The organism is Streptomyces sp. NPDC051207 (assembly GCF_040682395.1).
Lineage (GTDB): Bacteria > Actinomycetota > Actinomycetes > Streptomycetales > Streptomycetaceae > Streptomyces.
Window position 1 is genome coordinate 161,725 of the sequence record NZ_JBFBAX010000001.1, and the last position, 22,296, is coordinate 184,020.

Genomic DNA, 22,296 nt, shown 5'->3' on the forward strand with positions numbered 1-22,296 from the left:
GTCTGCGGGCGCGCTCGAGGCGGACGGGGAGGTCGGAGTGGTGGGGGCGTGGGGGCGGGGCATGATCGCTTCGGTGGGGGTGGTCATCCGGCTGGTGCGCTCCCGTCGTGCCGGGCGGTGTGGTGGGGGCGGGGTGCGGGCCCGCCGTCGTCGCGCGTGCCGTGCGCGCGCTGGTCGCCGGCCGGGCGGGCGGTGCCCGCGGGCCGGACCGCGAGGGTCGTGCTGCTGGTCGGCGCGGTGGGGGGCACCGGTTCGGCGCGGTGCGGTACCGGGGGTGCCGTCACCGCGTGGGCGGGGCCGCTGCCGTACGCGCCGGGGTCGAGGTGCTGCTGGGACTCGGCGAGGCCGATGCCGCGCCGGAACGCGGCCATGAGTCCGGGGTCGTGGCCGGGGGCGTCGTCGCTGTCGGGGCGGGGCGCGGGGCCGTCGCGCAGTTGGGGAACGAGGTGCTCCTGGGCACGGCGCCGGGGCAGTCGGGGCTTGCTCATGGTGCCGCGCACGGTCGCGGCGCGCGGCAGCGGCGGCACGCCCTCGTGCTCGGCAGGCACCGGCCGGTCCTCGGGCCGGATGCCGGGGACGGCCTCGGCCGGGGTGGGGCGGTCGTGCAGGGCACCGCGCACGGGCAGCGGCGGCGGCCCGTCGGGGGCGGCGTGGCGCGCGGTGCGGCGCTGGGGCGGCAGCGGCGCGGAGGGCCGGGCGGCGACGGGGGTGGTGGTGCCGGCGATGTGGGGCGGGATCGGCGTGTGCGGGGCGTGCGGCGTGTGCGGCGCGACCGCTGGTCCCGAGCCGGGCGGTACGTCATGGGCGCCATCCCGTGCCGGTGCCCCCGGCGCGACCGGCGCGTGCGGCAGGCCGGAACCGGGCGGTACCCCGTGGCCGTCGCCCCGCGCAGGCGTGTCCGGTGCGACCGGCAGTCCGCAGCCGGGCGGTACCCCGTGGGCGTCACCTCGTGCCGGTGCCCCCGGCGCGACCGGCGCGTGCGGCAGGCCCGAGCCGGGCGATACACCCTCGGCGTCGCCCCGCGCCGCCGCGTCGTCCCGCGCCTCCCACGGGCCCGATGCCCCCGGTGCCGGGTGCTGCGGTACGCAGTCGGTGGCGCCGGCCCCGGTGTACTGCTGCCCGTTCGCCGCGGGCGACTGCTCGCGCGTCCCCGGTACGGCTCCGGGGGCGCCCGGGCCCAGCAGGGCCTGCGGCACGACGAGCACGGCCTGGACGCCGCCGTAGATGTTGGACTGCAGGCGCACCGTGATGGCGTGCCGCCGGGCGAGCTGGGAGACGACGTACAGGCCGATGCGGCCGTCGGCGAGGAGGCTGGCGACGTTGACCTGGTCCGGGTCGGCGAGCACGGCGTTCATCCGGCTCCGCTCCTCGGCGGGCATGCCGAGGCCGCGGTCCTCGACCTCGACGGCGAGTCCGGAGGTGACGAAGCCGGCGCGGAGCAGGACGTGGGTGTGCGGGGCGGAGAACACCGTGGCGTTCTCGATCAGTTCGGCCAGCAGGTGGATGACGTCGGCGACGGCGTGGCCGCGCACCTCGCCGTCGACGGGCGGGACGAGCCGCACGCGGGAGTACTGCTCGACCTCGGCGATCGCCGAGCGCAGCACCTCGGTCATGGGCACGGGATTGCTCCACTGCCGGCGCGAGACGGCGCCGCCGAGCACGGCGAGGTTCTCGGCGTGGCGGCGGATGCGGGTGGCGAGGTGGTCGACGTGGAAGAGGCCCTTGAGGAGGTCGGGGTCCTCGATCTCGTTCTCCAGCTCGTCCAGGGTGCAGATCTCGCGGTGGACGAGGGACTGCAGGCGCCGGGCGAGATTGACGAAGACCTCCAGTTTCTGTTCGCTGCCGGTCTGGCTGGAGAGCTGGGCCGCCTGGACGACGGCGGCGACGGCGCCGTCGTGCGCGCGGCCGAGATCGGCGGCGAGGAGGCCGAAGTCGTCGGCGTCGCCGGGCGGTCCACCGCGGGGCTTGCGCGGGGGCGGCTTCTCGCCGCGCCGCAACTGCTCCACCAGCTCCCGCAGTTCGGCCTCGCCGCGCGCGGTGCCGCGCCGCAGGGCGGTGACGCGCTCGTGGACGCTGTGGGCGGCGCGGTCGGCGGCGACGGCGGCGGTGACGATGCCGGCGACGGTCACCGAGAGCGCGCCGACGAGTACGGCCCACAGCGCGGGCGAGGGCCCGGTGCCGGTGGAGCGGACGGCGCACAGGACGGCCGCGCAGCCGCTGAGGGCGACCGCGACGGGCGGCAGCACGGCCATGCGCAGCAGTTGGGGCCGTATGCGGGCGTCGGGCAGTGCGGGGGCGGTGCGGGCGACCGGCCGCCCGTGCCGCCCGCCCTCTCGGCGGTCGGCGCGTCCGGCCGGTGCGCGGAGGTGAGACATCGGTGTCCTCGTACTGTCCGTCGGTCGGGGCCCGGTGCTCCGGACCGCACGCGGTCTGCGCGATCCGGCGTGCGTCATCGCGGTGTCGGCGGGCAGGCCCGCGGGATGCGGCCCTGCGTCGCCCGACGGACACTGACAGTAGTCGGCGGCGGTTCCTGTGCGGTGGGCAGTTGACAAACTTGTACGGGGAGCGTCCCGCTCTGGTATGAGAGGCCGCACGGCTGACCGAGTGACCCGTCGGGTGCCTGCTCACGAACGGGCAGGGAACGGTCCGGCCTGGCCAGCGGCGATCACCGGCGGGCGGCGGCGGTGCCGTGCCCCGTCCCCGCACCGCCTCACCCCGTTGCGGCTCCTCCCGGTCCTGAACCGCCCCGCCCCTGCCACCCGGTGACGTCACGGGTCGTGCACGGCGGGACGCGGCGGCTGCCGGGCAGGCCTCGCGCCACGAAGTTACCTGTGCGTTCCGCACGCCCGAGTCATGACAGCGGTGACTGTCCAGGGCCGTGAACCGCGTGGCAGCGTCATACCCGTCGATGACGCGTGGAGGGGAGCGAGGGTGAACAAGGGCTACGCCGTGTACTGCGATGCGGACCCGCACTTCTACGACGCTCCGCACCGCACGGTTCCCCGCCCCGGCACCGGCCGCGCCCGGTACGCCGCGGCCTCGTTGCCCGTCCCGGCGGGATGGCAGCAGAACGAGAGCGGGGACTGGCTCGCCCTTCGGCCGGTGGACGCCGACCTGCCCGACCAGGGCTGGAAGATCCACATCTCCGCCTGCCTCGACAACGCCGAGTCCGTCGTGGAGCGGGTGCGCCGGCACTGTGTCGCCGACGGCACCGCCTTCAAGTTCGTCCCGAGCCGCTATCTGCTGCACCAGCGCAACGCCAAGTACGCGGACCGGGCGGGCAGCGGCAAGTTCATCACCGTGTACCCGGCGGACGAGGCGCACTTCGAACGGCTCGTGGGTGAGCTCGCGGACCTGCTGGCCGGTGAGCCCGGGCCGCACATCCTCAGCGACCTGCGCATCGGCGACGGGCCCGTGCACGTCCGCTACGGCGGCTTCACCCGGCGCAACTGCTACGACGAGAACGGCGAGCTGCGCCCGGCGGTGACCGGTCCGGACGGCGTGCTGGTGCCCGATCTGCGCGGCCCCGTGTTCCGGGTGCCCGACTGGGTGACCCCGCCCGCCTTCCTGCGCCCGCACCTGGAGGCCCGCTCCGCGGTGACCGTGGCGGACCTGCCGTGCACGATCGAGTCGGCGCTGCACTTCTCCAACGGCGGCGGCGTCTATCTCGCCCGGGACAGGGAGACCGGCCGGCAGGTCGTCCTCAAGGAGGCCCGCCCGCACGCCGGTCTGGCGGCCGACGGCGCCGACGCGGTGACCCGGCTGCACCGCGAGCGGCGGGCGCTGGAACTGCTGTCGGGTCTCGACTGCACGCCGGAGGTGCTCGGCCATCTGACGGTCGGGGAGCACCACTTCCTCGTCCTGGAGTACATCGACGGCAAGCCGCTCAACACGTTCTTCGCACGCCGCCACCCGCTCATCGAGGCCGACCCGGGCGAGGAGCGGCTGGCCGAGTACACCGCCTGGGCCCTCGACATCCACGCGCGTGTGGAACGTGCCGTCGCGGAGATCCACGCGCGGGGCGTGGTCTTCAACGACCTGCACCTGTTCAACATCATGGTCCGGGAGGACGGCAGCGTCGTCCTGCTGGACTTCGAGGCGGCCCACCACGTCGACGAGGCCGGCCGGCAGACCGTCGCCAACCCGGGGTTCGTGGCCCCCGCCAACCGGCGGGGCGTCGCGGTGGACCGGTACGCGCTGGCCTGTCTGCGGCTCGCCCTCTTCCTGCCGCTCACCAGCCTGCTGGCCCTGGACCGGCACAAGGCCGCGCATCTCGCGGACGTGATCGCCCGTCAGTTCCCGGTGGACCGCGCCTTCCTGGACGCCGCGGTGGAGGAGATCACGGACGGGGCCGGCGAGGCCACAGTGGCGTGGGCGACGGCTGGGGCGGCGATATCCGGAACAGCGGCAGCCGGAACGGCCCTTGCAGCGACACCCGGAACAGCTGCGGCAGCGCCGCCGGAGACGGCCCTCGCAGCGGCACCGGGAGCAGTGGGTACGGCCGCTGGTACGGCCGCACCGGGAACGGCCCGTGGACCGGCAGCGGAAGCAGCCGGTACGACGGCACCGGTCCGGCCGGGCGACTGGCCCCGCAGCCGCGAGTCGATGGCCGCCGCCATCCGCGCCTCGGCGACACCGTCCCGCACGGACCGGCTCCACCCCGGCGACATCGCGCAGTTCGCCACCGCGGGCGGAGGCCTGGCGTTCGGCCACGGCGCGGCCGGCGTCCTGTACGCCCTGGCCGAGAGCGGCGCGGGACGGGACGAGGACGGGGAGCAGTGGCTGCTGGAGCGGACCAAGCAACCGCCGTCGGGCATACCGCTCGGATTCCACGACGGGCTCGCGGGCATCGCCTGGACGCTGGAGTACCTGGGCCACCGCGACCGCGCGCTGGACCTCGCCGAACAGCTCATCGACCAGCCCTTCGACCACCTCTCCCCGGACCTGCACAGCGGCACCGCCGGACTGGGCCTGGCCCTGGACTCGCTGGCCGCCGCCACCGGTGAGACCGCGCTGCGCTCGGCGGCCCTGCGCTGCGCCGACCTGGCCGCCCGCGGCACACCGGCCGGGAGCGGGCAGCCCGCCCGGCCCCGCGCGGGACTGCTGCACGGCGCGACCGGAAGCGCCCTGCTGTTCCTGCGGCTGTACGAGCGCACCGGGGACTCCGTCCTGCTCGACCTCGCGGGCGACGCGCTGCGCCGGGACCTCGCCCGCTGCGTGCGGGGCGCGGGCGGCGCGCTCCAGGTCGACGAGGGCTGGCGCACCATGCCCTACCTGGGCGCGGGCAGCGTGGGCATCGGCATGGTGCTCGACGACTATCTGGCCCACCGGGACGACGCGGAGTTCGACCGGGCGCGCGGCGAGATCGTGGCGGCGGCGCAGGCCATGTTCTACGCCCAGCCGGGCCTGTACCGCGGAGTTGCCGGAATGGTGCTGTATCTCGCCCGCACCACGGCCACCGCGCCGGGCACCGGGCCCGCGGCGGTCCGCCGCCAGCTCGACGCGCTGTCCTGGCACGCCATGTCCTACCGCGGACAGCTCGCCTTCCCCGGTGAGCAGATGATGCGCCTTTCCATGGACCTCTCCACCGGTACGGCCGGGTGCCTGCTGGCTCTCGCCTCCGTGTACGGCGACCCGCCCGCCGCCCTGCCGTTCCTTCCGCCGCCGCCCACCGGGCAGCGGCCCCAGAGCCGGCCCCACCAGGGGTCGTGAGAAAAATCCAACCGTTGTCACACGAAGGGAAATGTCATGAACCTTTTCGACCTGCAGTCGATGGAGACCCCGAAGGAAGAGGCCATGGGGGACGTCGAGTCCGGCAGCCGCGCGAGCCTGCTGCTCTGCGGCGACAGCAGCCTGAGCGTCACGACCTGTAACTGACGTAACAGGGTGCTGCCGCGGTGACGCGGTGAGCCGTAGTGCTCGGCACCGGCGTTCCGGGCTCAGGCCCGGGGCGCCGGTGCCCGCGTTCGCGGACGCGGGGTTCAAGTCCGGGGGGACGGTGCCCGTGTCCGCGGACGCCCGGGCGTGCGGCCCGACGGGCGCACCGCCGGTGTCCCGGTGCGAAGGAACGGACGGGACCGACGGGACCGACGGGACCGGGCGTACGCACAGGACGTACGCACGGGACGTACGGACGGAAGGGGTTCGGCTGGTGGTGGTTCGGCTGGTGGGGAAGACCAGGCCGCGGGCGCGGCCACCGGCCGCGGAGCGGGACGCCACGACGGAGAGGCCGGGGCGGACCCCCGAACTGCTGGTGCTGCTCTGCTCGTCCGCGGCGGCCCTGGCGGCGGTGGCCCAGCCCTTCGTCCTCGGCCGCACACTTGACCTGCTGCTGAGCGGCGGCGACGCGGGGCGCTGGCTGGCCCTGAGTGCCGGGCTGCTCCTCGGCGAAATGCTGCTCGACAGCCTCACCTCGCTGTTCACCGGCCGCTGCACCGCGGGCTGGACGGCCTCCATCCGCTCGCGCGCCCTCACCGGGCTGCTGCGGAGCGCGCCGGACGGGGCGCGCCCTTTCTCCCCGGGCGACGTCGGGACCCGGCTCACTCTCAACGCCGCCGACGCCGGAGGCGCCCCCGCGGCCCGCGCGGCCCTGGTGGCCTCCCTCGTCACCCCGGTGGGCGCGCTCGTGGCACTGGCCGTCGTCGACCTGTGGGTGACGGCGTGCGTGCTGGCCGGGCTGCCCGCCCTGGCGCTGGTGCTGCGGGCCTTCGCCCGCGACACGGGTGCGTCGGTGGCCGCCTACCAGCACACCCAGTCAGAGATCGCGTCCCGGCTGCTGGAGGCCCTGGACGGCACGGCGACGATCGCCGCCGCGGGGACCGGCGACCGGGAACGGGCGCGCGTACTGGCGCCGTTGACGGAACTCGCCGCGCTCGGCCGGCGCATGTGGGCGCTGCACGGCCGCGCGCTGGCCAGGAGCGGGGTGCTGGTCCCGCTGCTGACCCTGGCCGCCACCGCCGTCGGCGGACTGCGGCTGGCGTCGGGCGCCCTGACCGTGGGCGGCCTGCTCGCCGCCTGCCGGTACGCCCAGCTCACGGCCGGCGTGGGCAGCGCCGCTTCCCTGCTGGGCGCGATCGTACGGGGCCGGCAGGCACGGGAGCGGACCCTGGCCCTGGAGCGGATGCCCGCCCTGGAGTACGGGACACGGAGCCTGCCACCGGACGGCCCCGGCGACCTCGAACTGCGCGGCGTGCGGGTGGTGCGCGACGGCAGGGACGTGTTGCGCGCCGACGGAGTGCGGGTGCCGGGCGGGAGCACCGCCGCCGTGGTCGGCCGCAGCGGCGCGGGCAAGTCCGTCCTGGCGGCGGTGGCGGGGCGGCTGATCGACCCCGACGAGGGGCAGGTGCTGCTGGACGGCGTCCGCCTCGACCGGTTGACGCGGGAGGCGCTGCGCGTCGAGGTCGCCTTCGCCTTCGAGCGCCCGGTACTGGGCGAGGGCTCGGTCGCCGAGGCCGTCGCCGCCGGTCCCCGGCAGGTGTCGCGCGCCCAGGTACGGGAGGCGGCCCGGGCCGCGGGCGCCGACGGCTTCGTACGGCGCCTGCCGCACGGATACGACACCCCCCTGGCGGCGGCTCCGCTCTCGGGAGGCGAGCACCAGCGACTCGGCCTGGCGCGGGCCTTCGCACACGCGGGCCGACTTCTGATCATGGACGACGCGACATCCAGCCTGGACACCGCCACCGAGCACGAGGTGGACCGGGCGCTGCGCCGCTCGGTGCGGCCCGGCACCCGGCTGATCGTCGCGCACCGCCCCTCGGTGGCGGACCGCGCGGACCTGGTGATCTGGCTGGAGGACGGACACGTACGGGCCGTCGGACCGCATCGCGCACTGTGGCGGGAGCCCGGCTACCGGGCGGTGTTCGGCGCCACCGGTGCCGATGCGGCGGAGCCGGGCGAGCGGGCCGCGCGGCTGCCCGAACCCGAAGAGGTACGGCCGTGACGGCTGCCGGGGACGGCCGCGTCCGCGCGCCGGACGACGGGTCCGGGGCGCTGCGCCGGATCGCGCCGCCCGCCCGCCGCTTCCTCGCCCGCCGCAAGGGCGTGCTGGCCCGGCTCGCGCTCTGGTCACTGGCCGAGTCGGGCCAGGCCTTCGCGGTGGGCTACTGCGTCGCCCACGCCGTCGACCAGGGGTTCCTCTCCGGTGACACGCGCCGGGGGCTGCTGTGGCTCGGCTCCGCGCTGGTCGCCGTGCTGCTCGGCGCTCCGGTGATCCGGGGGGTGTTCGCCGAGCTGGCCGGGCTCACGGAGCCGCTGCGGGACGCCCTGGTGCGGCGGGCGGTCGACCGGTCCATGGCCCACGGTCTGTCCGGGGCCGGCGGGACGGACCGCGCGGCCGTCTCCCGGCTGACGAATCAGGTCGAGATCGCCCGCGACAGCTTCGCCGGACTCGTGCTCACCCTCCGCTCGTTCGTCTTCACCTCCGCCGGAGCGCTGCTGGGACTGTTCTCCCTGCACCCCGCCCTGCTCGTGGTGGTCCTGCCGCCGCTGCTGGGCGGTCTGGCGCTGTTCCTCGTGACGCTGCGCCCCATGGCGGCGGCCCAGCGGCGTGCCCTGGCAGCCGACGAGGCGCTGGGCGACCACGCGGCCCGCACCCGGGCGGCGCTGCGTGACCTGACGGCCTGCGGGACCGGCCCGGAGACCGCGCGGTACGGCGCGGAACTGGTCGCCGGTGCCGCCGCCGCGTCCCGTGCCCTGGCGGGCTGGACGGCGGTACGGACGGCCGCGCTCGGCGTCTCGGGCCAATTGCCCGTCCTGGCCCTGCTGTTGGCGGTGCCGTGGCTGCGCGGCCGAGGCGTGACGACGGGCGCTCTGCTGGGCGCCTTCACCTACCTCGCCCAGTCCCTCCTTCCCGCCCTGCACACCCTGATGACGGCGCTCGGCGCGGCGGGCGCCCGCCTGCTGGTCGTCCTGGACCGCATCCTGGGCCCGGCCCCACAGCCGACGGCCGGTGATCCGGTACGGCCACTGAGCGTGGCTGGGCCCGAAGCGGCCGCGGCGCGACCGAGGCCCGCGTCACCGGCCGACGATCATCCGGCCCGGGGAACGCCCGTGTCCCTGGACGACACCGACCTCCTGCGGCCGAAACCCGCGTCACCGGCCGACAGCGACCCGGCACAGCCGAAGCCCGCGTCCCCGGCCGAACCACCCCTGGCCCCAGCCGCCCCCACTCCCGCCGCGCGCCCGCGCCCCCCGGCGTACGACGGCCCGCCCCCGGCGGTCGAGTTGCGGTCCGTGACCCTCTCCTACGGCGTCCGCGCCGAGCCGGTCATCGACGCGCTCGACCTGCGTGTCGCCCCGGGCGAACACCTCGCGGTCGTCGGACCGAGCGGTATCGGCAAGTCGACGCTCACCCGGCTGATCGCGGGCAGGCTCGCGCCGAGCGGCGGTGAGGTGCGGGTGGCCGGGCGGGCGGTCACCGGGCGCGCCGCCGCCGAACTCGCCGCGGTGCGCGTACTGGTCCCCCAGGAGGCGTACGTCTTCTCCGGCACGGTCGGCGACAACCTCGCCTATCTGCGTCCGGACGCGGATCGGGCGGACCTCGACGCCGTGGTCCGGCTCCTCGGCCTGCACCCGCTCGTCGGGCGGCTCGGCGGTCTCGACGGACCGGTCCGGCCCGACGAACTGTCCCTCGCCGAGCGGCAGTTCATCGCGCTGGCGCGCGCGTATCTGTCGCCCGCGCCCCTGCTGCTGCTGGACGAGGCCACCTGCCATCTGGACCCGGCGTCCGAGGCACACGCGGAGGAGGCGCTCGCGCGGCGCCCGGGCACCCTGGTGGTGGTCGCGCACCGCCTGTCGTCGGCCGTCCGGGCCGACCGGGTGCTGTTGCTGGACGGCGTGCGGGCGGTGTGCGGCACGCACGACGAGGTGCTGGCCCGTTCCCCCCTCTACCGTGACCTCACGGGCCACTGGAACGCCACCGTGACCTGACGGGCCACCGGAACAGTGCCCCGTGGCGGAAGAGGTGACCACACCGGTGCGCACAGGGCCGCGGTCACCTCGCCGCCGCCCCGGTCAGGTCCAGCCGGCGCTCTGGACGATGCGGATCGCGTCCACGCGATTGCGGGCCCCCACCTTGCGAATCGCGGTGGCCATGTAATTGCGGACGGTCCCCCGGGACAGGTGCAGCCGGGCCGCGATCTCGGCCATCGGCGCGCCCTGGGCGGCCAGCGACAGCACGCTCAGCTCGCGGGTGGTCAGCGGCATCTCCGCGCCCTCCAACAGGGCCACGGTGAGCGTCTCGTCGAGGAAGCGCTCACCCGCGGCGACGGTGTGCACCGCCGTGATCAGCCGCTGGGCCGGGGCGTTCTTGCCGACCAGCCCGAGCGCGCCGGCCTCGAACGCCCGGTGCAGGACCCCCGGCCGGTCGGGCGTCGTCAGGACGACGAGCCGGTCCTCGCACCCCGCCTGGAAGCAGCCGTCCCGTTCGTCCCCCGGCCCCTGCAGGCAGTCCCCGTCGACGACGCACACATCCCTGGGCAGCACGTCGTGATCCGGCATGTCGGCGCGGGGAGACATCGACGTGACCTCCAACGCGTCGTCGGATCTGAGCAGTTGCACCAGTGCCGACCGAAGCAGCGCCTCGTCGTGCACCACGAGAACCCTCAACATTCTCCCCCACCCCTTGTCAGCGGCTGTTTCATCGGGCAGCCGACTGCCCTCCTTCCACGCAACCCGCCATGTGCCCTCATCCGCCCCGCAGGAACACGGCGCGCCGAGCCTGTGAAAACCCACCGGAGTCAATCCGCCGTTGACGGAGCCTTGTTCGAGGCGTAAACCCGCTGTCCGTCGGGGCGAAAACGGGCACATGGGCACCCGGCAGACGCCCGACGGACCGGAACACGCGACCGGATGACCGGCCGCCGCGCCCCCGCCACCGGGGCCGGTGCCCTGGCCACGGCGACGTACGGCCCTCGCGTCGGCCGCGAGGGGCCGGGCGGGGGTGCCGAACGGGCCGCGTGCTCCACCAGGAGCGCGGCCGGAAAGCGTCGTCGCCCAATCTGGCGCGAAATGTACTGCGCCTCTCGCGGAACGCGCCGCCCCTGTACCAACGGTGCTGCCTGACTCGCCCGAGCCCGCCGGATCGGGGGTGTCCCGGCACAGAGGGGCAGTCGGGGCGGCAGACCCCTACCGGCGCCGCCTCACCGCGGCGACCGGAGACCGCCCGTCGCCGGTGTCACCGGTCCCCGGCGAGGTCGACGTCCGTCGGGCCGGCCTCCAAAGTGGCCGGTGTGGCCGCGGGGCGGCTCCAGGGGCGTTCGAGGGGTGCCGACACGGCTCGCCACCAGGCCTCGGTGGGGAGGACGCCCGCCGGTTCGAAGGGCTCGCCGGGCCGGGGCAGCGCCACCGCCTGCCCGGCCGCCTCCCCGGCGTGCTTCGTCCACTCCCCCGGCTCCGCCCAGGGGTGCGGGGCGAGGTTGAAGGTGCCCCAGTGGATGGGCAGCAGCACACCGGCCGGGCTGCCGCCCTGGAGGTCGAGGTGGGAGCGGACGCCCTCGTCCGGGGTCATGTGGATGTCCGGCCAGAACGGGCTGTACGCGCCGATCTGGATCATCGTCGCGTCGAACGGCCCGTGCGCAGCGCCGATGTCCCTGAAGCCGTCGAAGTAACCGGTGTCGCCGCTGTGGTAGATCCGGTGCCGCTCACCGGCGACGACCCAGGACGCCCACAGCGTGTGCTGGGTGTTGGCGATGCCCCGTCCGCAGAAGTGACGGGCCGGGGTGGCCGTCAGGGTCAGCCCGCCGACCCGCGTCGACTCCTGCCAGTCCAGCTCGCGCAGCCGCTCCGCGGACACGCCCCAGCACTCCAGATGGGCGCCGACGCCCAGCGGCGCGGCGAACAGGGTGTCCGTGCCGGCCAGCGCCTTGATCGTGGGCATGTCCAGGTGGTCGTAGTGGTCGTGGGAGATCACGACGACGTCGACCGGGCCGAGCGCGGCCAGCGGCAGGGGCACGGGGTGCAGCCGCCGGGGCCCGGCGAAGGGGAACGGGGAGCAGCGCTCGCCCCACACCGGGTCGAACAGCACCCGGTGTCCGTCGATCTCCGCGAGCACGCTGGAGTGGCCGATCCACGTCAGCCGCAGGCCGGTCGGCGGTGCCTCGGCGAGGTCGGCGGCCGTCGTGGCGTGCAGTGGTACCGCGCCCTGGGGGGAGCGGTGGGGGCGGGCCTCCTTGTCGAAGTAGACCTTGGCGAACGCGCGTGCCGAGCCGGACGGGCGAGTCCGGGCGACGCCCCCGGGGTTCTGGAAGACACCGTCCTTGAAGTGCGGCGATCTGCGGATGCGCGCCATGCGCTCGCCGCTCGGGTCCGCGCCGAACGCCGCGGGCCGCAGCGCGCGGAGCCCGGAGCCCGGGAAACGGAAACCGGCCACGGTACCTCCAGGTGGAGTCGTCAGGCATCCATTATGGGCGGCCCCACTGACACCGCCGGGCCCTAGCGTCCCCATTCCGGCCCCGGGCCGTCCCCCGGACCCGCGGAATCCGCCCCGGCGGTGGTGCCCGAAAGCGCGCGTTCACGCGAGGATCCGCGCTGCGCTACGACCTCGATGCGCGGCACGTCCCGCTCTGCGGCGCCAAGGGCGGCAACGACCGCGACCCGCGTGGATCGACGGCGACCGCCGCGCAACACCCCGGCCCCGACGACCCGGGTTGAGGCGGAACAACTCACTCCGCCCCGCCCCTCACACTCCGAAGCGAACCGCACCCCGATGTCGTCCGTCTCGCGCCCCGAAGCGAACCGCACCCCGAAGCCGTCCCCCTCACGCCCCCGAAGCGAACCGCACTCCGAAGCCGTCCCCCTCACACCCCCGAAGCGAACCGTGCTCTCCCCTCGGCCCCCTCACGCCACCGCGGCAATCCGCATCCTGATGTCGTCCGGCGACAGCGCGCCCTTGGGCGTTACATGGTCCCCCGAGGACTCGCCGCGCAGCCGGCGTCCGATCCACGGCACCAGGTGCTCGCGCGCCCACTGCACGTCGTCGCGCCGGATTTCGAACGTGCCGCGCGGCGGCAGCGGCGGCCAGGGCTGTTCCGGGTCGGCGGGGACCTCCAGGCCGAGGACCTGGCCCGCGCGCAGCGCCACACGCGTGTGCCCCTCCGGGGAGAGGTGCAGCCGGTCGGCGTCCCACGCCCTGCGGTCCTGGATGCTCTTCAGCGACCACAGATCGAGCACCGGACAGCCGTACCGGTCGGCGACGGCCCGGACGTGACCGTTGTAGGTGGCGATCTTCCCGCGCAGATGCCGGAGCAGGGGCACGGTCCTGGTGTCGAAGCCGGTCGTCACCATCACGGTGCCCGCGGCGGCCGTCAGCGCGGCGACGGCCCGCTCGAACCGCTCGGCCACCTCGTCGGGGTCGCTGCCGGGCCTGAGGATGTCATTGCCCCCGGCGCAGAACGAGACCAGGTCCGGGGCGAGTTCGACCACCCGGGGAAGCTGGTCCGCGACGATCTGGTCGAGCAGTTTCCCGCGCACGGCGAGGTTGGTGTAGTGGAAGTCGCCCTCGGGCCGCCGGTCCGCGAGCAGTACCGCGAACCGGTCGGCCCAGCCGACGAACGCCCCGTCGGGGCCGGGGTCGCCCACGCCCTCGGTGAAGCTGTCCCCCACCGCCACGTACGACCCGATCACTGATCTGCTGTCATTCTTCGAATCGTCTGCCACATCCCACATGATTCACCGCCGAATGTGACTTACGCGACCGTAGGCAGGTGTTGACGGGCGGTGAGATGAACCACGTCTCAAGTGGTTGTCGAGTCCTTGGTGAGCAGGGGCCGGTGCGGGCCGGAATCCGAGTACGCCGAAGGCCGGACCCGGGGATCGGGGTCCGGCCTTCGGCAGTGCGCCGGGCGAATGGTCGCGCGAAGCGTCAGGCCCCGGAGGCCCCGTGCGAGCGCAGGTACGCCATCGGGTCCACGTCGGAGCCGTAGTCCGGCGTGGTGCGGATCTCGAAGTGCAGGTGCGGCCCGGTCGAGTTGCCGGTCGAGCCGGAGAGGCCGACCTGCTGGCCCACGGTCACGCTCTGCCCGGCGGAGACGGACAGCGAGGACAGGTGGGCGTACTGGGCGTAGTAGCCGTCGCTGAGCCTGATGACGACCTGGTTGCCGTACGCGCCGGCCCAGCCCGCGGAGACGACGGTGCCGGCGCCGACGGCCTTGAGCGACGTGCCGGTCGGGACGGCGAAGTCGACGCCGGTGTGGTAGCCGCTGGACCACATGGAACCGGCGACCTTGTAGGCGGTGCCCACACCGGAGCCGGACACGGGCAGGGTGAAACCGGAGCCGGCGGACTGCGCGGCAGCCGCCTCGGTGTTCTCCGACGACGAAGACGACTCAGAGGACGAAGAAGACGAGGACGACGACGTGGAAGTGGAGGACTCCGACGCGGAGGACTCCGACGCGGACGACTTCGAGGACGTACCGGACGAGCTGGACGGAGCCGACCCGGTCGACGGCTTGGCGGTGCCCGTCGCGGCCTTCTTGCCGAGGGAGAGCTTCTGACCGGGGAAGATCAGCGACGGGTCGCTGCCGACGGTCTCGCGGTTGTCCTCGTACAGCTTCTTCCAGCCGCCGCTGACATTCTGCTCGTCGGCGATCTTCGCAAGGTAGTCGCCGCCCTTCACGGTGTAGATCCGCGGGGCCGACTTCTTCGCGGCGCTCTTCTCGGCGGCCTTGTTCTGCGCCGCAGGAAGGGACTGGACGGCCTTTTCGGGAACCGACTGCGCGGGGGCGGCGGCGGCGCCGGTGGCCCCGAGAAGCGGAAGGGCGAGTGCGGCGCCGCCGGTTCCGGCGACGGCGATCGATCGGGTGAAACGCTGGGACTTCGAACGGCGGTGCTTACCCTTCGCGGGCATGGTGAATTCCTCTCCGGCGCCTACGAGGTGAGCTGTCGGGTTCGGGCTGGAGATGCCCGGCCGCGTCGGGACGCGGCTTCACCCCGAGCCAGTTCCGGAGACCGGAACAGGCGGTTGTACCTGTGGGTCCCCCGCTCCTGCCGTACACGGGTCAGAGTGTGCGGGCTTCCGGGCGGCGGCAGGATTAGGCGTCCGTCCGGATCGGAGGTGAACGTAAGCGAGCAGGCGTCGAAGGGACAAGCCGCGGATTGCCGGGGAACGCGTTTTTGGCGCGCGTTCGGACCTTTTACGGTCACCGAGAGTGGAGGAAGGATCTTTCGCCCTTCCGCAATCCCCTGTAAATACGCCTGGATTACGTGAACATGGCGACAGCGGATCGTCACGATTATGACGCTGCTCACGCGCCGCACCCCATCTCCCGCGCTATCGGGGCGCGTTATACCTAAACGCTCGATTCGGACTAAAGTCCCAAGGTGCGACATAGGACCCGTCAAGGAATTGGCGTCCGATTTCATCCTGTTTGCCGCCGACCGGGGGGATGCGTCCCTCTCATATCGGCTGGCAGGCGTGTCGTATCGTCAATCGTGTGCCCGTCGGTGAGCCGCGCCGACGGGGCCGAGTGGGAGGAGCCCTCGTGACGCAGCAGGTCCCGTCGACCGAGCCCGAGCTGGCCGGAGTGCGCAACTTCCGTGACGTCGGTGGACTGCCGACCGTGGACGGCCGCCGGGTGCGGCACGGCGTGCTGTTCCGCAGCGGCCACCTCGCGCACGCGACGCAGGAGGACGCCGCCTTCCTCGCCTCCCTCGGCCTGCACACGATCTTCGACTTCCGCAACGCGGCCGACCAGAAGCTCGAGGGTCCGGACGTCGAGCTGCCGGGCGTGCGGAATGTGAACCTGCCGCTGAGCGACCCGGCCGACGGCGCCGAATTCTGGAAGATGGTGCGCGACGGCGACCTGGACCAGCTGCGCGTGATCCTGGCGGACGGCAACGGCGCGGCCCGGATGATCGCCTCGTACCGGATGATCATTACGCAGCGCACCGCCGAGCACTCCCAGGTGCTGCGCTCGCTCGCCGAGGACAGTGTCCCGGCGCTGATGCACTGCGCGGCGGGCAAGGACCGCGCGGGCCTGTCCATCGCGGTGACGCTGCTGGCCCTGGGCGTCGAGCGGGACGCGATCGTCGAGGACTACCTGAAGTCGAACGCCAAGCACCGCCGGTACAAGGTGCACCGCAGCACCACGTCCGCCTCGGCCTACTCCCCCGAGGTCATGGAACTGCTCGACCCGCTGTTCGACGCGCGCGCCGAGTACCTGACGGCGGCCTTCGAGACGATCGAGCAGACCTGGGGCGGCGTGGACGCGTACCTGGCGCAGGGCCTCGGGATCACGCCCGAGGTCCAGGAGCGGCTGCGCGAACGCCTCCTCGACTGAGGCCCCGGCCCCTGGCCTACTCGGCGCCCACCTCGAAGAGCAGCCGGACGAACGCAGCGAAGACGTGCCCGACGGCGATGTAGACGATCAGCCGCACCCACAGCCACAGGGCGGCGGCGCGGGCCGCGGCCTCCAGGGTGAGGCCCGCACGGCGGCGCAGGGCGCGCAGCTGGGGCGCGACGAGCGGCCCCGCCTCGGCGGCCTCGGCGGACGGGTCGGACTCGGGCCGGCTCATACGTCCGTTCACCCGTCCCTTGGCCCCGAGCCGTGCCTCATGGGCACCTTTCCTGCCTCCGAGGCAAAGCCGAGCGACGCGAACGGTCAGACCCCGCAGCGACGCGAAGGGTGAGGCCCGGCGCGACGCCGGCCGTCAGCGGTGGGCGATCGCCTGCTTCACCAGCGTCCTGCCGAAGTCCCAGATCAGCCCGCCGCCGCTGTGCGCGTCGTCCATCACGGCCGTGAAGGCGGTCACGAACCGGTCCACCTCCCGCTCGCCGATGATCAGCGGCGGGATGAGTTTGATGACCTCCATGTGGTCGCCGGAGACCTGGGTGAGGATGCGGTGGCGCTGGAGCAGCGGCACGACCACCATCTGCGCGAACAGTCCCTTGCGGGCCGCCTGCAGCATGGCCCACCGGCTGCGCAGCTTCAGCGACTGCGGTCTGCCGAACTCGATGCCGATCATCAGGCCCCGGCCGCGGACGTCGGCGAGCAGCTCGTACCGGTCGACCAGCGCGGCCAGCCGGGATCTGAGCAGCTCCCCCGTGGTGCGCACGCCCGCCACGATCTGTTCGTTCTCCAGCACGGACAGCACCGCCAGGCCCGCCGCCATGGCCTGCGCGTTGGATCCGAAGCTCGCCGAGTGGACCAGCACGCGGTCCATCGAGGAGTAGACCTTCTTGAAGATCCAGTCTCTGCCGAGGGTGGCGCCGACCGGCACATAGCCGCCGGACAGCGCCTTCGCCACGCACACCAGGTCCGGTTCGACACCCTCCTCGTGCTGGTAGGCGTAGAAGTCCCCGGTCCGGCCGAGGCCGGTCTGCACCTCGTCGGCGATGAGGAGCGCCTTGTGCCGGTGCAGCAGTTCCTGAGCGGCGCGCAGATGGCCGGGCGGCGCCTCGTGCACGCCCTTGCCCTGGATCGGCTCGACGACCAGCGCGGCGACGTCGCCCTTGCGCAGCTCCCGTTCCAGGGCGTCGAGGTCGCCGAGGGGTACGGCGGTGTCGGGCAGCAGCGGGGCGAAGCCGTCCCGGAAGCCGGCCTCGCCGTTCACGGAGAGGGAGCCGGTGGTCAGGCCGTGGAAGGCGTGCTCGCAGTACAGGACGCGGGGCCTGCCGGTGGCGTAGCGGGCGAACTTCAGCGCGCCCTCGACGGCCTCCGTGCCGCTGTTGCCGAAGAACACCCGGTCCAGGTGCGGGCTGTGCGCGAGCAGCCGCTCGGCCAGCAGTCCGGGCAGCGGCTGGCAGTCGAAGCGGGTGAGGTCGGCGAGGTCCAGGTCGAGGACGTCGTGCAGGGCCTTGCGGACCACGGGGTGGTGGCGGCCCAGGCCCATCACCCCGAACCCGGCGAGCATGTCCAGGTAGTCGTTGCCGTCGGCGTCCCAGAAGTAGGCGCCCTCGGCACGCTCGTAGACCTTGTCGAAGCCGATGGTGTGCAGCATGCGCGGGAGCTGGTGGTTGAGGTACCTGCTGTGCAGCTCGTAGCGCTCGGCTGCGCGTTCGGCCAGCAGCGCGCCGAGGTCGAAGCCCCCGGCCTGCGGGGACGACGGCGACGCGGATTCCGCGGTTGTCATTGCGGTCGCTCCTTGGGCGGTTCTTGCTCGACGGCGGGGCTCGCGTCTTCCCTGACGGCGAGGCTCGCGCTGTTCCGGCCCGCGATCTCGACGGGCGTGAGTCCGATGCCGGCGAGCACCTCGGCACGTTCGGCGTGCGCGAGGAGCTGCTTCTGGATGCCGAACGGCCGTACGGGCACGTCGACTTCGGCGTCGCCCAGGGCCGGCGCCGCGCACACCCCGGCCGCGCGGCGGTTGTCCTCCACCGCGTGCACCAGGGACTGCCTGCTCTCGTCGGACAGCGCGCCGAGGTCCGGCTCGGGCAGCGCCTTCAGGTCGTGTGGTCCCCGGATGTTCTCCGGAATCGTCACGCTCGGGCCCCCTTCGGTCCGTGCTGTTCAGCTCAGGGTGACGGCCGGCTCCCCCGCCGCGGCGCCGTCCCGCTCCGGCCGGTTCACCCGCCGTTCGGTGCGACGGTCTCGCGCATGGCCCGCAGGGACTCCTTCAGGGAGCCCATGGTGGCGAGGACGGCGGTCGGCTCGTAGCCGCAGTGCGCCATGCAGTTGGCGCAGCGCGGGTCCTTGCCGCGGCCGTACTTGTCCCAGTCGGTCTCCTCGATCAGCTCCCGGTACGTCGGCACGTACCCGTCGCTCATCAGGTAGCAGGGTCGCTGCCAGCCGAACAGCGAGTAGTTCGGGATCGCCCAGGCCGTGCAGGGGAAGTCGACCCTGCCCTCCAGGAAGTCGAGGAACAGCGGGGAGTGGTTCAGCCGCCAGCGGCGCCGGTTGCCTCCCGAGAAGGCCTTCCTGAACAGCTCGCGCGTCTGCTCGACGCCCAGGAAGTGCTCCTGGTCGGGTGCCTTCTCGTAGGCGTAGGCGGGCGAGATCATCATCTCGTCCACCTTGAGGTCGTCGTTGAGGTAGTCGAGCACCTCGATGACCGTCTGCGGGGTGTCGGTGTTGAAGAAGGTCGAGTTGGTGGTGACCCGGAAGCCGCGCCGCTTGGCCTCCTTGATGGCCGCCACCGCCTCGTCGAAGACGCCCTCCTTCGCCACCGACTCGTCGTGCCGCTCGCGCAGCCCGTCGATGTGCACGGCGAACGCGAAATACGGCGAGGGCGTGAACCTGTCCATCTTCTTGCGCAGCAGCATGGCGTTGGTGCACAGGAAGACGTACTTCTTCTTCGCCACCAGCTGCCGCACGATCTCGTCGATCTGCGGGTGCATCAGGGGTTCGCCGCCGGCGATGGACACCATCGGCGCACCGGACTCCAGCACCGCGCCCACGGCCTGGGCGACCGGCATGCGCTGCTTGAGCACCCCGGCCGGGTGCTGGATCTTGCCGCAGCCCTCACATTTCAGATTGCAGGCGAAAAGCGGTTCCAGTTCCACGATCAGCGGAAACTTGTCCCGTCTGCGGAGCTTCTGTTCGGCCAAATAAGTAGCGACCTTGATGGACTGGCGCAGCGGCATGGCCATCTGGCTCACCTCCGGGGGAGCAGCAAAGAACGGTGCCATTCGAAAAAGGCGGGAAGCACGGAACGGAGAACGCGGAAAGCCGATATTCCACCGCGCACTGTGCCGATCCTGACGAGTTCGTGTTCCGGGGCGTCCACGACCACTCGTACGGCCGCAACCGGACGCGCTCCGGTGCGCACGGCGCTGCGCAGGGTGGCCGCCGACTCCATGTCCACCGCGATGGCGCCGGTGGCGAGCAGTTCGGCGCGTTCGGCGCCGCGGACGACGTGGGCGGAGCCGGTCAGCGGCCCGGTGTGGACGGCCCGGCCGGGCACCGCCCGCGCCAGCTCCTCGACCAGCAGGTCCGTGCCGGTGCACGGGGTGGCGCCGCGCGGGTCCCGGGTCTCCTCGGCGACGACCAGGTCGCCGGGGTGCATGCCGGGCTCCAGCCCGGCGCAGAAGCCGGTGGCGAGCACGGCGGCGCCGCCGAGCGCCGGGTCGGCGAGCACCCGGGTGACGGACCGCTCGGCCGCCGCCGGCCCCATGCCCGTGCGGAGCACGGTGACCGGCCCGCCGGCCCCGCCGCGGTCGCCCGTGCGCAGCGCGAGGTGCTCGATGCCGAGCGCGCAGGCGATCAGCAGCGGGGCCGGGGCGGGCTGCGGGCTCATCAGCTCCCCTCGGCCGCGGCGTGGGCTCTTCCGGCCGAGCCCGCCCGGTCCTTCGCGGCGAAGGGCTCGCCGTGCACGTACCGGCCGAGCGCGGTGAGCGGGAAGACGTGCCGGTAGAGGTGGTAGTTGATGGAGAAGTCCCAGGGGAAGCCGGTGCCGGTGAAGTACGGCTCGTCCCAGGTGCCGTCCTCCCGCTGGGTCGCGGCGAGCCAGGCGATGCCGCGCTCGACGGCCCGTGACTCCCGCTCCCCCGCCGCCAGCAGCGCCATCAGCGCCCAGGCGGTCTGCGAGGCGGTGGAGGCGCCGCGTCCGCTCCACTCCTTGACGTACTTGTAGGAGCGCAGGTCCTCGCCCCAGCCGCCGTCGTCGTTCTGCACGGACTCCAGCCAGGTCACGGCCCGCCGGATCGCCGGGTGCGCGGTGGGCAGGCCGGCGGCGGTCAGGGCGGGGACGACGGAGCCGGTGCCGTAGATGTAGTTGACGCCCCAGCGCCCGAACCACGGGCCGTCCGGCTCCTGTTCGGCGAGCAGCCACTCGATGCCGCGCCGGGTGCGCGGATCGTGGGTGAGCCCCTCCACGGCGAGCATCTCCACGACGTGCGCGGTGACGTCGGCGGACGGCGGGTCGATGACCTCGCCGAAGTCGCAGAACGGCAGCCGGTTCGGGAACGGGCTGGTGTTGTCGACGTCGAAGGCGGCCCACGCGCCGTTCCTCGACTGCATGCCGAGGCACCAGCGCACCCCGCGCGCGATGGCCCGCTCCACGCGCTCGGGGTCGTGGTGGGCGACGCGGCGCAGCGCGAGGACCACCTCGGCGGTGTCGTCGATGTCGGGGTAGTTGTCGTTGTGGAACTCGAACGCCCAGCCGCCCGGCGGCAGCCCGGGGCGCCGTACGGACCAGTCGCCGGGCCGTACGACCTGTTCGCCGAGCATCCAGTCGGCGGCCCTGACGAGCTGCGGGTGGTCCGCGGGCACGCCCGCGTCGGCGAGCGCGATGGTCGCGAGGCAGGTGTCCCACACCGGGGACTGGCAGGCCTCGATCATCCGGGCGCCGTCCTCGCGCCACACCGCGAACCGGTCGAGGGACTCGAGGCCGGCGCGCATCACGGGGTGCTTCAGGTCGTAGCCCAGCAGGTGCAGGGCGATGATCGAGTACACCGCGGGCGGCTGGATGCCGCCCCAGCAGCCGTCGTTCTCCTGCCGCTCGATGATCCAGCGGGCCGCGGTGTTCATGGCCGCCCTGCGCAGCCGGCGCGGCACCACGCGGCGCAGGACGTGAAGGCCCTTGTCGAGCCGCTGGAAGGCGCCGTCCCAACTGGCCGTGCGCGCCAGGGGCTTGGCGGGGTAGGGGTTGGCGGGGTCGGTGTGCAGTTCGTCGAGCGGGAAGGGAGCGGGACGCACCGGGCGCTTCGCGGAGACGATCGTCAGGGGCACTATGGTCTGCCGGGCCCAGCAGCCGAAGTCGTAGATGTTGAGCGGGACCCACGAGGGGAAGTAGATGAGCTCCGGCGGGAGTTCGGGCAGGTCCTCCCACTTCCACCAGCCGAACAGGGCGAGCCAGATCCGGGTGAACACGCGGGCCGCGGCGATGCCGCCCTGCGCGCGGACCCAGGCCGACGCCCTGGCCATGTGCGGCGCGTCGGGCGCGTCGCCGGCCAGCCGCAGCGCGACGTACGCCTCGATGGTGGTGGAGAGATCGCCGGGCCCGCCGTGGAAGGTGGCCCAGGTGCCGTCCGGGCGCTGTTCGCCGCGGACGAAGAGGGCGGCGGCGCGGGTGGTGTCCTCGTCGCGGATGCCCAGGAACTGGCGCAGGAGCAGGTCCTCGGCGTCCATCGTGACGTTCGTCTCGAGGTCGCCCTTCCACCATCCCTCGGCGTCCTGCCGGGAGAGCAGGAAGTCCGTGGCGCGCCGCATCGCACGGGTGGCGGCTTGGGATACCCCGGCCGCCTCGGGGATGCGGATGTCGATGTCGGTTTCGCTGGCCGCGGCAGCGCGGGCCGGCAGAGCGGCCCCAGTGCTTCCGTCGGTCGTCGCTGTCATGGCTTCCCCTTCGTGCAGTGCTGCAAGCGGTGCGTCTGCTGTGGGTCCGCCGTCGGCCGGTGTTCCTCTCCTCGCCACACCGGCCGGC

Annotated in this window: 15 protein-coding genes, 1 pseudogene and 1 riboswitch; of the genes and pseudogenes, 5 read left to right on the forward strand and 11 right to left on the reverse strand. The window is 73.6% G+C overall.

The features are described from left to right. Positions 1-83: 83 nt before the first annotated feature. A complete protein-coding gene (locus AB0M97_RS00765) occupies positions 84-2,375 on the reverse strand; it encodes an ATP-binding protein (protein WP_365958493.1) in 2,292 nt (763 codons plus the stop codon). 556 nt (positions 2,376-2,931) lie between these two features. On the opposite strand from AB0M97_RS00765, the gene lanKC reads away from it, so the two are divergent. The 4 genes from lanKC (at position 2,932) to AB0M97_RS00785 (ending at position 9,927) form a co-directional block, all read left to right on the forward strand. Further along, positions 2,932-5,712 carry a class III lanthionine synthetase LanKC gene (lanKC, locus tag AB0M97_RS00770; protein ID WP_365958494.1) on the forward strand — a complete coding sequence of 927 codons (2,781 nt, stop codon included), beginning with the start codon at positions 2,932-2,934 and terminating at the stop codon, positions 5,710-5,712. A gap of 36 nt (positions 5,713-5,748) precedes the next feature. After that, the gene (locus AB0M97_RS00775) at positions 5,749-5,877 is read left to right on the forward strand and encodes a SapB/AmfS family lanthipeptide (protein ID WP_149551904.1); all 129 of its coding nucleotides are present in this window, start codon (positions 5,749-5,751) and stop codon (positions 5,875-5,877) included. A 376-nt stretch (positions 5,878-6,253) separates the two neighbouring features. After that, positions 6,254-7,939: an ABC transporter ATP-binding protein gene (locus tag AB0M97_RS00780; protein ID WP_365958693.1), complete on the forward strand. Its 1,686-nt coding sequence runs from the start codon at positions 6,254-6,256 to the stop codon at positions 7,937-7,939. After that, positions 7,936-9,927, forward strand: coding sequence for an ATP-binding cassette domain-containing protein (locus tag AB0M97_RS00785; RefSeq protein ID WP_365958495.1), 1,992 nt, complete (start codon positions 7,936-7,938; stop codon positions 9,925-9,927). Before AB0M97_RS00780 ends, AB0M97_RS00785 begins: the two co-directional genes overlap by 4 nt. An 84-nt stretch (positions 9,928-10,011) precedes the next feature. On the opposite strand, the gene AB0M97_RS00790 is transcribed toward AB0M97_RS00785, so the two are convergent. The 4 genes from AB0M97_RS00790 to AB0M97_RS00805 all read right to left on the reverse strand — a co-directional run bounded on the left by AB0M97_RS00790 (position 10,012) and on the right by AB0M97_RS00805 (position 14,842). Then, on the reverse strand, positions 10,012-10,608 hold the full coding sequence (locus AB0M97_RS00790) for a response regulator transcription factor (RefSeq protein WP_365958496.1): 597 nt from the start codon (positions 10,606-10,608) through the stop codon (positions 10,012-10,014). 565 nt (positions 10,609-11,173) lie between these two features. Further along, positions 11,174-12,367, reverse strand: a complete 1,194-nt coding sequence (locus tag AB0M97_RS00795; protein ID WP_365958497.1) for an MBL fold metallo-hydrolase — start codon at positions 12,365-12,367, stop codon at positions 11,174-11,176. A 467-nt stretch (positions 12,368-12,834) separates the two neighbouring features. Continuing rightward, entirely contained in the window at positions 12,835-13,620 is a 786-nt protein-coding gene (locus tag AB0M97_RS00800) for an SGNH/GDSL hydrolase family protein (protein WP_365958694.1), read from the reverse strand. A gap of 238 nt (positions 13,621-13,858) precedes the next feature. Beyond that, on the reverse strand, positions 13,859-14,842 hold the full coding sequence (locus AB0M97_RS00805; protein ID WP_365958498.1) for a LysM peptidoglycan-binding domain-containing M23 family metallopeptidase: 984 nt from the start codon (positions 14,840-14,842) through the stop codon (positions 13,859-13,861). A 4-nt stretch (positions 14,843-14,846) separates the two neighbouring features. After that, positions 14,847-15,011: riboswitch (cyclic di-AMP (ydaO/yuaA leader) on the reverse strand. 465 nt (positions 15,012-15,476) lie between these two features. On the opposite strand from AB0M97_RS00805, the gene AB0M97_RS00810 reads away from it, so the two are divergent. After that, positions 15,477-16,274 carry a tyrosine-protein phosphatase gene (locus tag AB0M97_RS00810; protein WP_365958499.1) on the forward strand — a complete coding sequence of 266 codons (798 nt, stop codon included), beginning with the start codon at positions 15,477-15,479 and terminating at the stop codon, positions 16,272-16,274. A 16-nt stretch (positions 16,275-16,290) separates the two neighbouring features. Here the strand turns inward: AB0M97_RS00810 and AB0M97_RS00815 are convergent, their stop codons facing one another. From AB0M97_RS00815 to shc, 6 genes and pseudogenes are all read right to left on the reverse strand, one after another. Then, on the reverse strand, positions 16,291-16,410 hold the full coding sequence (locus AB0M97_RS00815; protein ID WP_365958695.1) for a DUF6126 family protein: 120 nt from the start codon (positions 16,408-16,410) through the stop codon (positions 16,291-16,293). A 234-nt stretch (positions 16,411-16,644) separates the two neighbouring features. Beyond that, positions 16,645-18,066 (reverse strand): aspartate aminotransferase family protein, encoded by a 1,422-nt coding sequence (locus AB0M97_RS00820; RefSeq protein WP_365958501.1) that lies wholly within the window; start codon positions 18,064-18,066, stop codon positions 16,645-16,647. Further along, a pseudogene (locus AB0M97_RS00825) lies at positions 18,063-18,380 on the reverse strand (1-deoxy-D-xylulose-5-phosphate synthase); the annotation flags it as partial. The gene AB0M97_RS00820 and the pseudogene AB0M97_RS00825, both read right to left, overlap by 4 nt. Before the next feature lie 119 nt (positions 18,381-18,499). After that, positions 18,500-19,522, reverse strand: coding sequence for an adenosyl-hopene transferase HpnH (hpnH, locus tag AB0M97_RS00830; RefSeq protein WP_365958502.1), 1,023 nt, complete (start codon positions 19,520-19,522; stop codon positions 18,500-18,502). A gap of 5 nt (positions 19,523-19,527) precedes the next feature. After that, entirely contained in the window at positions 19,528-20,169 is a 642-nt protein-coding gene (locus AB0M97_RS00835) for a 1-hydroxy-2-methyl-2-butenyl 4-diphosphate reductase (protein ID WP_365958503.1), read from the reverse strand. Next, the gene (gene shc / locus AB0M97_RS00840) at positions 20,169-22,208 is read right to left on the reverse strand and encodes a squalene--hopene cyclase (protein ID WP_365958504.1); all 2,040 of its coding nucleotides are present in this window, start codon (positions 22,206-22,208) and stop codon (positions 20,169-20,171) included. Before shc ends, AB0M97_RS00835 begins: the two co-directional genes overlap by 1 nt. Between the last annotated feature and the right edge of the window lie 88 nt (positions 22,209-22,296).